The sequence below is a fragment of the Vreelandella vilamensis genome, assembly GCF_031451755.1.
GTDB classification, from domain to species: domain Bacteria; phylum Pseudomonadota; class Gammaproteobacteria; order Pseudomonadales; family Halomonadaceae; genus Vreelandella; species Vreelandella vilamensis.
Map to the genome: position 1 here is coordinate 164,898 of NZ_JARWAN010000004.1, position 11,902 is coordinate 176,799.

Annotated in this window: 13 protein-coding genes; 3 read left to right on the top strand and 10 right to left on the bottom strand. The window is 53.8% G+C overall.

Going from position 1 to position 11,902, the window contains the following annotated elements:
• Positions 1-14 precede the first annotated feature (14 nt).
• The 7 genes from cysN to QC823_RS04095 form a co-directional block, all read right to left on the bottom strand.
• Positions 15-1,466, bottom strand: a complete 1,452-nt coding sequence (gene cysN / locus QC823_RS04065) for a sulfate adenylyltransferase subunit CysN (RefSeq protein WP_309655074.1) — start codon at positions 1,464-1,466, stop codon at positions 15-17.
• A gap of 12 nt (positions 1,467-1,478) precedes the next feature.
• Positions 1,479-2,462, bottom strand: coding sequence for a sulfate adenylyltransferase subunit CysD (cysD, locus tag QC823_RS04070; RefSeq protein WP_309655075.1), 984 nt, complete (start codon positions 2,460-2,462; stop codon positions 1,479-1,481).
• Between the two features lie 148 nt (positions 2,463-2,610).
• Positions 2,611-3,213 carry a hypothetical protein gene (locus QC823_RS04075; protein ID WP_309655076.1) on the bottom strand — a complete coding sequence of 201 codons (603 nt, stop codon included), beginning with the start codon at positions 3,211-3,213 and terminating at the stop codon, positions 2,611-2,613.
• Positions 3,214-3,235: 22 nt separating this feature from the next.
• Complete coding sequence (locus tag QC823_RS04080; protein ID WP_309655077.1) at positions 3,236-3,970, bottom strand: metallophosphoesterase; 735 nt, start codon at positions 3,968-3,970, stop codon at positions 3,236-3,238.
• Entirely contained in the window at positions 3,970-4,410 is a 441-nt protein-coding gene (locus QC823_RS04085) for a DUF1249 domain-containing protein (protein WP_309655078.1), read from the bottom strand. The genes QC823_RS04080 and QC823_RS04085 overlap by 1 nt, the downstream gene beginning before the upstream one ends.
• A 35-nt stretch (positions 4,411-4,445) precedes the next feature.
• Entirely contained in the window at positions 4,446-5,084 is a 639-nt protein-coding gene (locus tag QC823_RS04090) for an NUDIX domain-containing protein (protein WP_309655079.1), read from the bottom strand.
• A gap of 81 nt (positions 5,085-5,165) precedes the next feature.
• Positions 5,166-5,810, bottom strand: coding sequence for a TRAP transporter TatT component family protein (locus QC823_RS04095; RefSeq protein ID WP_422823578.1), 645 nt, complete (start codon positions 5,808-5,810; stop codon positions 5,166-5,168).
• A 189-nt stretch (positions 5,811-5,999) separates the two neighbouring features.
• On the opposite strand from QC823_RS04095, the gene greB reads away from it, so the two are divergent.
• A complete protein-coding gene (greB, locus tag QC823_RS04100; protein WP_309655081.1) occupies positions 6,000-6,539 on the top strand; it encodes a transcription elongation factor GreB in 540 nt (179 codons plus the stop codon).
• Here greB and QC823_RS04105 read toward each other — a convergent pair.
• Together QC823_RS04105 and QC823_RS04110 are read right to left on the bottom strand one after the other, a co-directional pair.
• Entirely contained in the window at positions 6,518-7,543 is a 1,026-nt protein-coding gene (locus QC823_RS04105) for a methyltransferase (protein WP_309655082.1), read from the bottom strand. The genes greB and QC823_RS04105 overlap by 22 nt on opposite strands.
• Positions 7,540-8,310, bottom strand: a complete 771-nt coding sequence (locus QC823_RS04110; protein ID WP_309655117.1) for a methyltransferase domain-containing protein — start codon at positions 8,308-8,310, stop codon at positions 7,540-7,542. Before QC823_RS04110 ends, QC823_RS04105 begins: the two co-directional genes overlap by 4 nt.
• 407 nt (positions 8,311-8,717) lie before the next feature.
• Between QC823_RS04110 and cheZ the strand changes: the two genes are divergently transcribed.
• Positions 8,718-9,398, top strand: a complete 681-nt coding sequence (gene cheZ / locus QC823_RS04115; RefSeq protein WP_309655083.1) for a protein phosphatase CheZ — start codon at positions 8,718-8,720, stop codon at positions 9,396-9,398.
• A gap of 6 nt (positions 9,399-9,404) precedes the next feature.
• Here the strand turns inward: cheZ and QC823_RS04120 are convergent, their stop codons facing one another.
• Complete coding sequence (locus QC823_RS04120) at positions 9,405-10,295, bottom strand: prenyltransferase (protein WP_309655084.1); 891 nt, start codon at positions 10,293-10,295, stop codon at positions 9,405-9,407.
• A gap of 79 nt (positions 10,296-10,374) precedes the next feature.
• Between QC823_RS04120 and QC823_RS04125 the strand changes: the two genes are divergently transcribed.
• Complete coding sequence (locus QC823_RS04125; RefSeq protein ID WP_309655085.1) at positions 10,375-11,664, top strand: MgtC/SapB family protein; 1,290 nt, start codon at positions 10,375-10,377, stop codon at positions 11,662-11,664.
• Positions 11,665-11,902 lie beyond the last annotated feature (238 nt).

Genomic DNA, 11,902 nt, shown 5'->3' on the forward strand with positions numbered 1-11,902 from the left:
ACGCTTGATAGCGCTTAAAGCAGTGAGCGAATGTCTTTCGTCTCCCAGTGGGGAAAATGCTTGCGGACCAAGGTATTTAAGTCGCGCTCAAATGCCGCCCAGTCAGTTTGAGGCGCTGCGTCGTTGGCGGCCACGGCGTTGCGTATCATCCCTGCGCCGACGGTGACGTTGGTCAGCCGGTCGATAATAATAAAGCTACCCGTACCGGGGCTTTGACGATAATCGTCGACCGGAATTTCCGCCGTAAGCTCAACGTCGCAGCGGGCAATGGCGTTAAGCGCGAGCGAATCGCAAGCGTGCTTTTCCAGCGTATTCACATCGACTTGATAATCGATATGCCGCACCTGACCGGAAAGATCGCGGGTGGCGAGCTTGAAATCATAAAGCTTGCCAGGCGTAAGCACATCGTCATGCATCCAGACAATATCGGCGCTAAACGCATTGGATAGCGGCACGGTTTCATCCGCCGCGACAAGCCAGTCCCCACGCGAAATATCGATCTCTTCATCCAGCGTCAGCGTAATGGCTTGACCGGGATACGCCGCGTCCAAGTCGCCATCAAAGGTCACCACCCGCTCAACCGTGGCGATTTTCTGCGAGGGTAGCACTTTGACCCGTTGCCCGGGGCGCGCAATACCGGCGGCCAAAGTGCCGCAATAACCCCGAAAATCCAGATGCGGCCGGTTTACGTACTGCACTGGCAGACGCAGATTGGCCAGGTTTTGATCGCGACGAATCTCGACGTTTTCCAAAAGGCTCAGAAGCGTCTCACCCGCGTATTGCGACCCACCTGCATCGTTGGCATTAAAATACCAGGGCATGTTCTCGCTGGGGTTGACCACGTTATCGCCGGCTAATGCAGAGATAGGGACAAAGCGAATATCCCGCGCATTTAAGTTCTGCGCGAATGCCTGGTATTCGGCTTTAATTTCATCAAAACGGCCTTGGGAAAAATCGACCAAATCCATTTTGTTCACCGCGATGACCAGGTGCTGAATGCCCAGCAGGTCAGCAATAAAACTGTGGCGGCGCGTTTGCGTTTGTATGCTATAACGGGCGTCGATCAGAATAATGGCCAAACTCGCGTTCGAGGCGCCGGTCGCCATGTTACGGGTGTACTGCTCATGCCCCGGCGTGTCGGCGATGATAAACTTGCGTTTTTCAGTCGAGAAAAAACGATACGCCACGTCAATGGTAATGCCCTGCTCGCGCTCGGATTGCAGTCCGTCGACCAAAAGCGCCAGATCCACCGAGTCGCCCGTCGTGCCGCTAATTTTAGAGGCAGCCGTAATCGCGGCCAATTGATCCTCGAAAATCATTTTCGAGTCGTGCAACAACCGCCCGATCAAGGTGGATTTGCCGTCATCGACGCTGCCGCAAGTAATAAAACGCAGCAAGTCTTTATTTTCATGCTCATGCAGATACTGCTCAATGTTATCCGCAATCAATGTTGATTGGTGTGCCATTCGCCCTTCCCTTTAAAAATACCCTTCACGCTTTTTCCGCTCCATCGAGCCGGCCTGGTCGTGGTCAATCGCTCGACCGCTACGCTCGCTGGTTTTGGTCAGCAACATTTCCTGGATAATTTCGGGCAGTGTCGCGGCGTGAGATTCCACTGCGCCCGTGAGCGGGTAGCAACCCAGCGTACGAAAACGAACCCATTTCTCTTCGGGAACCTCATCCGGCGCTAGCGGCATACGGTCGTCATCAACCATGATCTGCATGCCATCGCGCTCGACCACTGGGCGTGGGGCCGCGTAATAAAGCGGCACGATAGGAATGTGCTCAAGATAAATGTACTGCCAAATATCCAGCTCGGTCCAATTGGAGAGCGGGAAAACGCGAATAGACTCACCTTTGTTTATCTTGGCGTTGTAGATGTTCCAAAGTTCCGGTCGCTGATTTTTCGGGTCCCAGCGGTGGTACTTATCGCGGAAGGAGTAAACACGCTCCTTAGCACGGGACGCCTCTTCATCGCGACGGGCACCACCAAAAGCGGCATCAAAGCCGTATTTATCCAGCGCTTGCTTCAGCGCCTGGGTTTTCATGATATCCGTATATTTAGCACTGCCGTGATCAAAGGGGCTGATCCCCGCCTGGCGGCCCTCTTCGTTGGTATGGACGATCAGTTCCATCCCCGCCTCGCTCGACATGCGGTTACGGAACTCAATCATCTCGCGGAATTTCCAGGTGGTATCAACGTGCAAAAGCGGAAACGGGGGCGTGCCGGGGTAAAATGCCTTGCGCGCTAAATGCAGCATGACCGACGAATCCTTGCCGATGGAGTACATCATCACCGGGTTGGAAAACTCCGCCGCCACTTCGCGAATAATATGGATCGACTCCGCTTCTAACTGCTTTAAATGCGTTAGGCGAGTCGCATCGGGGACAGGCGGCGCTGACGGTTCCGTTACCTGGTAAGCACCGGCCTCTTGGGGCGAGACGTTGGAAAGCTGGACCATGTACCACTACCTCATCGCAAAAAATCTGTTTCAAACGCCGTTTCAGAAGGCGTTTTGAAACATAATTGAATGCAATTAGGGTAACGCTAGCCCATTAATAACCCAAAAGAATTAATAACTATCTTTTTATTCCATTTTTATTTTAACTTTACCACCCTCCCCGCAGAGGCAAGTCGCAACGCATGGTGCCGCGAAGAAAATCGCTCGCCATTACCGAAGATGATACACCGCTATGAAATTGTCGCTGTGTCGCAGCAAGTACCACACAGCGTGTGTAAGCGCGCCTAGAAGATGTATCGCGGTCACACACCTGGACGCGCTGACCGTCAAACGAGGCATATACTTGCGCTGAATGACGTGAATGTTGAGAAAAAACATCAACTTCGAGAGTTCTGCCTACAACAGTATCAATCGCAATAGGCTCAATCACTTTCCACTCTCCTCGGAGATAAGCCTCACCGTTCAACGTACATTGAACTCGCTGACCGTATGAGGCGCTTTGCAGTGCACTCCGATATTCCAACGCCTCTGCCTCTGCCGCAGCTTGTCGTGCCTCAGCTGCCGCTCTTCGCTCCTCTGCTTGTTTAATATCAAGCGCCGCTTGTTGTGCTCTTACGTTCACGCGCTGCTCAGCCGAAAGGGATAACCACTCTTCCTCGGTCATGTCGAGCGGGTAACGGGAAGAACAAGCCACCAGCGTGAAAATTAACGCTAGATAACTGATGTTTGTAACGACTTTTTTAAGCGACACAACCTGCTCTCCGCCGTTTTTCTTAAAGATTGACTCTCTCTATCCACGTCTGCCATTGCGCCCCGTCTAGCTCTATGACGCGATACCCTGGGCGAGAAGCTTCATCAACCGCAAAGGCTTTTGCTCTCGGCATAAATTGATCCGAGGTAGCGGGACAACCGTATACCTCTACGTGACCTTCATCTATCGCGTAAGACTGAGCAAACGCTTGATGGGCATGACCAAAAACGATCAGCTTGACGTGGGGGTATGCTGTTAACGCCTGCCAAAATGCCGCGCGGTCCTGTAAGCCAATGGCATCCATCCAGCTGGCTCCAACCTCAACCGGAGGATGATGCATGGCAATTAACGTGGGGCGCGTATCCGCTTCTAGCCGTTTTGCCATGGCACCAAGCTTATCCGGCCCGAGTTCGCCGTAGGGCTGACCCGGCACTTGTGTATTCAATAGCAGCATACGCCAATCATCAAGATCCACTTCGTCAAGCAACGGATGCTCGGCTTCCATCAGGTCGAGTTGATCGTGGTTACCTGGCAGCCAAAACCAAGGGCATGACAACAACGTTAGCTGCTCAACGGCATGCGCATACGATGTCGCCGTTTCATCCTGGCTGATATCTCCGGTGACGATGACGAAATCAGGGTGCTGCGCTTTTACCGCGTCAATGACGGCGCTGAACTGCGTCAGCGGTATCCCGGTGCGCGAGTGCGCTTTCGGGTCGGCGTACAGATGTGCGTCGGTAACCTGCACAATGCGCATTAAGGCATCTCCGGCATATATTCGCTGCGCCCATGAGCGAGGCCATGCGCTAGCCACTCACCCAGAAAGCGGTTGAGCTGGAGTTTTTCATCGGGCTGGTGCATGCGCGGATTGGGGTAGCGATAGCGGCCATGAAAGTGGCGCTCGCGCTGGAAATCCGTGACTTCTGCCATACGCACATCGTGGTAAAGGTGAACGCGCATTTTGGGACTTTCGACCACGTGATCCAAAGGGCCCGTCTGCGACACTTGAATCATTGTGGTGTAGGGCGCGTTTTCTTGGATATACAGGTGCAAAGCACTTGAGCCCTCTTCGCTCAAACAAATATCGCGGCTTTGACCTTGTTCCATATCTCCCACCAGACGAATCAGGCGCAGATAGTTGGCGCTACACTCGCCCTGCAGGGATTTTAAATCAGTCACATAGGCGGCTTTAGCCATGCGGGCTCCTGTCAGTCTAGTGCGTGGGGATTAGCTTACGTAAAGCGCGGGGCATTATCAGGTAACGCACGTAGCGAGGCACGCTGCCCGGCAAGCCAGTACATACCGATCAAGCTCATGGCGTTATCGAGCCGACCCTGCTCAAGGAGCTCCCATGCCTCAGTGAAGCTCACCACATGCACGCGAATATCTTCGTGCTCCTCATCCAAACCATGAATACCACCTAACCCTTGCGTATCGACCAGCCCGCAAAAAAGCGTCACCTGTTCGCTGCAAGCACCAGGGCTTGGATAATAGGTATGGAGCTTGCGCATTTCACCAATTTCGCACCCCGCCTCTTCAAACGCTTCGCGGCGGGCGACGCTTTCCAGCGCCTCACCCTCTTCAGCCAGACCAGCGACCAACTCCAATTTCCACGGTGAGACGGGGTCATCAATTGCTCCAGCGCGTAGCTGCTCGACAAACACCAGTGAGTCACGCGCCACATCATAAAGTAGCACCCCCACAGCATCATGGCGAAAGTGCACTTCGCGACGCATTGTTTCGCTAAAGCCACCTTCAAACAGCCGATGGCGAAGGGTTAAGGCTTCTAGACGAAAAAACCCTTGCTGCAGTACCTCACGCGAAATCAGCTCGACGTCGTCTTGTCCAAGCGACGGGGTTGATGGTGCCATGTAATACTCCCGATAAGCATATCGCTCTATTATCGGGGTTGGTTTGCGGGAATGCCACCATCAAGCCCGTTGAAACGTCTATTAGAGGCTTTGTAAAAGCGATGCTGCATCTTCGCGTAGCGCTTCATCTGACGTCTCTCGACTATCCCGGGCACTACCATTGACCGCACGTTTTGCGTGTTCACGTGCTGCCTGAGTATTACCCTCCTCCTTCAAAAAGGCCGCGTAATAGTAGTTCACATCGATGCCGTCTGGGCGAATTTCAAGCGCGCGCTGAAACATTTTTTCAGCCGTATCGCTATCGCCAAAGCTAATCAAACCACCTGGCACACGATCATAAAGCGCCCCCAGGGTGACATAAGCAGAGCCATTGTTGCCGGTAGGGTCGATCTCGATAGCACGCTCCAGTGTATCGCGAGCATCTTTCGCGCTGCTAAGCGCACCTAACCCCCCTTTTTCGCGAGCAAAAGCCGCAAGCACGATGCCTTTCCATACCAGCACGTCCGCGGTGTTGCTATGTTGCTCCGCTAGCACGCTTGCTTCATCGGCCAGGGCGTTGAGAATATCTTCGCGCTCGCTTTTGGGCGCTTGCGTGACCGTGTGCTCCCAACGATTTTTAAGCGAGAAGAGCTCGCTTTCATAGGCACTAACGGTCAAAGAGGCGAAGGCAAACGTCCCGCCTAGTAGCGTCACTGCCAGCGTTTTTCTCAGAACCGTTTTTGTCATCAAGGAATCTGTGAATTGCATGCATATCTCCAACTTGTTTTTATGTGGCACTCTATTTGGCATCAATAAAGCGGCAACACTTAATGTAACGAACGTTTGAATTAATCGCCACCTAAACGGGCCCCAACTTTGGCCGCGCAAAGCGCTTTTACCGTAACCGCTTTGTGCTTAACGTGGAGACGCGTACTCATGAAAGGCAGAAACATGACCCGCTGGCGCGACCCCGCGAAAGACCCGCGCCAGGAACCCAAAAGCAACGTTATCACCGCTGAGGGAGCGGCGCGCCTACGCGGCATTCTGGACCACTTATCGCGCGTCAAACGCCCTGCCCTCTCTACAAAAGTGGGCGAAGCCGCCGCACTCGGTGATCGTTCGGAAAACGCGGACTACACCTATAATAAAAAGGAATTAAACCGTGTCATCGCGCGAATTCGCTACCTCACCAAGCGTTTAGATGAACTGCAGCTCGTCGACCGCCTACCAGCGGATACGGGAAAGGTGTTCTTCGGCGCGTTTGTCAGCCTCGAAGACGAAGACGGCAAAACGCTCGATATTCGCATTGTCGGCCACGACGAAACCGATACCACCAAGCATTGGATCAGCGTCGACGCGCCGCTGGCCAAAGCGCTGTTGGGCAAAGAAGTCGACGAGGAAGTGACGGTCACGATACCCGGTGGCGAGACGGTCTACCTCATCACCGCCATCGATTACCGCGACCCGGCCCAATAAACTTTAAAGCGGCGATCATCGGCCAATACCTCGAAATGATCAAACGCAAGCGTTAGGCGTTCCGGGTAAGGTAAAAATGCATTTGCCACCAAAATTAGCTGCCCACCCCGGTGAAGATGACTGGGTGCGTGGCTGATCAATCTTCCTGCCGCGCCATAATGGATATCACGTTCTTGATGAAACGGGGGGTTGCTGATGATGAGATCAAAACGCTCATCATCAAGCGCTTGGTACACATCGCTGGCAAGTACCCGGCCCGTCAGTTGATTCGCCTCAAGCGTTTTGCGGGTCGCTTCCAAGGCAAATTCGCTGATATCCACCGCGGTTACCTCATGCCCTCGCTGAGCCAGCCAAGCCGTAATAATGCCGTCGCCACAACCCACATCGAGGATCCGCCGCTTTTTTTTCGCCAGCTTATGCGCCAGCGTTTCAAGCAGTAGTGCCGTTCCCTCATCAAACTTGCCATGCCCAAACACACCGGGATGACTGCAAAGTGTTAAACCAAGCGCGTCAAAGGTTTTCCAAGCGGCATCACTTGGCGGCTCCAGCGGCTGCGCTTGGGTCGCAAAGAGCGAACAGCGCCGAGCGCTATCAATCTTATCGCCGTTAAGCCCGAGCTCAGTGAGCACCTTGGGTACGCGCTTAATGCCGCCCTGGTGCTCACCCACCACATTAATAGTCGCGCCGGGCGATAAGTGTTCGCACAGCCACTTAAGCCACCAAATACCTAGCTCGTGAGCTTTAGGCCAGAACAAAACCACTCGGGCGTCGTTAGGTATCGACACTTGAGTAAATGGGGATTGCGCAACCTTGCTATTCGCCTGAACAGCTTTCAATACAGCATGGTCAGCACTAATAACACCTTGCACCTGTGCCATGAGCCACGCGTCTTGAGGAGGCGCCACGGCCCATAGCGGCTCGGTAGTGTCACCGCGCTCAAACATATCGTCTTGACGCTGCAGCAGTTGGCAGCTGGGGCTTGCGCTTTTGGTTGCGCCACTCATAGAGGGGTCTCCGGGGGTAATTCAGATGGCTTGATCAGGGTATAAAGTAGATAGCGCCCAAAGCGCCAGTGGGGATCAACGCGGCAATACTGTTTTTCAAGCGCTAACAGCGTTAAGTGCTGCGCTTTTGAAGCGGGTGGCTCCCGCAAATAGTCCTGAAAAATTCGAATACCCGCGACATGCTCAATCACCAATCCGGCATCCTCGCACCATTGATCGATTTGCGCATGAGTCAACGGAGAGATAGGCGTTAATCGCTGCCCCTTACCCAGCCCTTCGAGCTCGTCGTTTAACGCTTTTTGCATATTGCCCTTCACCACGTTGGAAAAACGCAGCGCATCGCGGTTAAACACCATTAAGCTCAGCTGGCCGCCCGGCGCCAAGCACCGGCTAAGTTCGACCAGGGCGGCATGTGGGTCCCCGAGCCACTCCAACACGGCGTGACACACGATCAGCGGCCAAGGGCCAGGCGCAACCTCAGCGAGCTTTTGCAGCGGCGCTTTCACATAGCGCACATGCCCACTGAGGGCCGCTTGGGCGTCTATTTCATCTTGAGCTCGCGCCAGCATATCGCCTGACGGCTCCGTCAATATAACGGCATGGCCGCGCTGAGCGAACCACGCTGCTTGCTGACCCAGCCCACCGCCCACATCCAACACCGGCTGCTGGTGAAGAGTAAGCATTTCAGGCAACAATGTATCAAGCAGCGCTAGGCGCAACGCCCCCCGTGGGGCGTTATAAAGAGAACGGGCAAATTTGTCTGCCATTCCATCAAAGTAACGATCACCAGCAGAACTTAGTTCATCAGCCGTTTTAGCATTTTTCACACGCGTCTCTTCTCTTATCGACCTATTTTCAGCGTTTCACTTGCAACGGTTGCCTCTCGAACACGGGAATCTCTCGAACAAGAAAGACTTATGCTAAGCGGCCTTGCCTTAGGAGGCGTTGTTTACGTGACTGGCAGTTTACGTGATTTGAAGTGGCAAATTCACGTCAACTCATGCCATCACGTCTGGTGTGAATCGCAGTGGCAAAGCACGAACCACTTTTTAACGGGCATTGAGAGATCTTGATCTAGCGCAATTTTCCCCCCTAACAACGCCCCAAGCGAATAGGCAAAAGTACGTTTTGTCGTGCATCATGAGCTCAGAAACTCACGTCAAGAGAGGACAGGATGGCAAATCCAACGAACGCGCATGATGGTGCTATGCCCTCTGTGCTTAACGAACATGGCGCGGATGAGGTCATCCAACGAATTGGCCAGCTGACGCGTATGCTACGCGAAAGCATGAAGGAACTGGGGCTGGACCAGCAAATCGAGCAGGCAGCGCAGGCCATTCCTGATGCCAGCGAGCGTCTTCGTTATGTCGCCTCAATGACAGAGCAAGCGGCGGAGCGCTCGTTAAACGCCGTTGAGCGGGCTCAACCGACCCAAGATAAGCTCGAAAGCGACAGCCAATCTTTATCCAAGCGCTGGGAATCCCTGGAAAACCCCGATGATCCGCTAAGCGATGAACAGCTCATTACCGATACGCGCCACTTTCTTGCTGAGCAAGTACCCACTCAAGTGGGCATTGCACAAAAAGAACTCCTCGAAGTGATGATGGCACAGGACTTTCAGGACCTAACCGGCCAAGTCATCAAAAAGATGATGGACGTGATCCAAACCATCGAACAAGAGCTGGTGCAGGTCCTAATGGAAAGTGCTCCCGGTATCACAGAAGGCATAAAAGCCCATGATGAGCGCGACGAGCACGCAAAACTGCGCAACGGACCACAAATGGACAAGGAAAAAACCGATGTGGTGAGCGGCCAAGATCAAGTCGATGATCTGCTTGATGAACTAGGATTCTAATGTTCGCTATCCCAGGCATAAGCCGACTATTAGCAGCGCCAATGTACCAAGCAGCGCCGCCACATTAGCCATTAAAAGTGGCGGCCAGGCAACTGTCGTCGAAGCGGCCGCGGCGTTGAGCTTTACGCTTAGCCCCGCCACTACTGGAAACGGCAAAAGTGCGATGGCACTTAGCGCCGGCAACACCGACTGCCAAATGCTGATCCCCATCACCAGGTATGCGACAAGCCACAACACCACCACGGTGCGCGCCCCCATCTCTCTGCCAAATACGATCAAAAGATGCCGACGCCCGACTTGGCGGTCCGCTTCTACATCGGGAAACTGATTGAGAAGTAACAACTCGTTGACTAGCAGTAGCACCACTAACGTCACCGCCCATACGGTATCGGTTAGCTTGCCGCCCAGCGCCAGCACACTGCCGACCACGACAATCGCAAACCCAAGCCCTGGCGCAAACAAACATAACAGGGGCGAACGGGTAAGCCAGCGCGTGTAACCCATGACAAGCAAAACGCCGCTGATCCCCAATAACAAAAGCGCCCCACCCCGTAACCAAACAAAATAAAGCCCGATACACACCACAAGGCCAAGCGCCACTAGCGCGCCCCACAGCACCTGCAATGCCGCCGCCGGTTGAGCCGGTAACGCGCCGCTACCACCGGAAAACGGTGTGCGCTGCGTTATGACATCCAACCCCGAGTGAAAATCGTCGTATTCATTCATGAGGTTAACGGCTATGTGCGCCAACAGCGCTGCTAGCAAAATTAGCACGCCGTGTAATGGCGTAACGGCCATCGATTGATGCTGTACTAAAGCAACCGCCAAGCCGACACAAAGCACGGCAAGCATCAAAAAACCAGGCCTTGAAGCGGCAATAAGAGGGCGAAAATGCATAGCTTCTCCTTGTTGATAACGTCGCATAGTATAAGTGGGTCAGCATCAAAAGCGCATCTGCACATCGAAGGGAGAGATGATGGAACAACTCACCAGCGAATTTATCACTGCCAATCAGTCTGCCCTGCACCTAGCACTCGCGCTTTTGCTGGGCACCCTGATTGGTATTGAGCGCGGCTGGGTCGCGCGCGAGAAAAGCGCCGGCTCCCGCGTGGCAGGAGTACGCACCCACGCGCTGATAGGGCTTTTGGGTGGCGTTTCAGGGCTTCTCGCCGAGACACTAACACCGTGGGCTTTCCCATTGATGTTTCTCGCGATTGCCTTAATCGCCCTCGTGGGGTGGCGCGAACAAATGATGCAAAGCGGTGATGTGAGCATCACCGGCCTAGTTGGCCTTTTGCTCGCTTTCTCATTTGGCGCGATTGCCGTTGCCGTCAGCCCGGCGCTCGCAACCGCTTGCGCCGTGGTGACGGCTGTGATCTTGGACAACAAGCGTGAGATACACGGCTTACTCGATAAACTCCAATCCCATGAGCTGGACGCTGCACTGAAACTGCTGCTGATCTCGGCGGTAATGCTGCCGCTTCTACCAAATGAAGGGATGGGGCCCGGCGGTGTGCTCAACCCCTACGCGCTATGGTGGATGGTGGTGATGATTGCCACGATTTCTTTTGTCGGTTACTTCGCCATCCGCGTAGGCGGTGCGGAAAAAGGCATCCTCTTCACCGGTCTTTTTGCAGGACTCTCCTCCTCCACAGCGTTGACGCTGCACTTTGCCCGGCAGTCGCGTTTGGATACCGCGCTGACTCCTCTGCTGGCCTCGGGTATTTTAATCGCCTGTGGCACCATGTTTCCTCGTATTTTGATTTATGCCGCCATTATTCACCCGGCCCTGATTCCCTCGCTTGTGTTGCCGGTCACGCTGATGGCGTTGAGCCTTTATATTCCGGCGCTACTTATCTGGCATCGCCAGCGCCGTCACGACCCGGTCAATAGCCCCAAGCTCAACCAAAATCCGCTGGAGCTGCGTACCGCGCTCATGTTCGGCGCCCTGCTTACGGTGATAATGCTGCTCGGCAAGTGGTTGCGTGAATGGCTCGGCGATGCCGGTATCTACTTACTCGCCACGGTGTCAGGCATTGCTGATGTTGATGCCATTACGCTATCGCTGACACGTATGTCGCAAGATAGCCTCAGCATCACCAACGCTGTCTTAGGGATTATCATTGCCGCGTCCGTCAATAATTTAGTCAAAGGGGGCATGGCGGCTAGTTTTGGTACCCGTACACTCGGGTTGCGCATTGCCTTACCAATGCTGGCGTCTGTTACGCTCGGTGCCTTAAGTGCTTGGGGGGCCATGCTTCTTTAAAATCAAGCGACACAAGTTCATAGCCATCTTCTATTAAAACAGTGATGAAAAGTAAATTGTTGCTATGGCACGCATGCTCTATAAATAATATTAGAAGCCAAGGGCAGCCGACTTTTTTTCAGTCGTGATTGTTTCATATCATGACTAAAGAGTATGAGTTTTGCTGCACCTAAGTCTGGCGACTATGTTAAATGCATGATTTGGCTATAAGCTTGGCCTAATGCAAACCCAAGAGTGG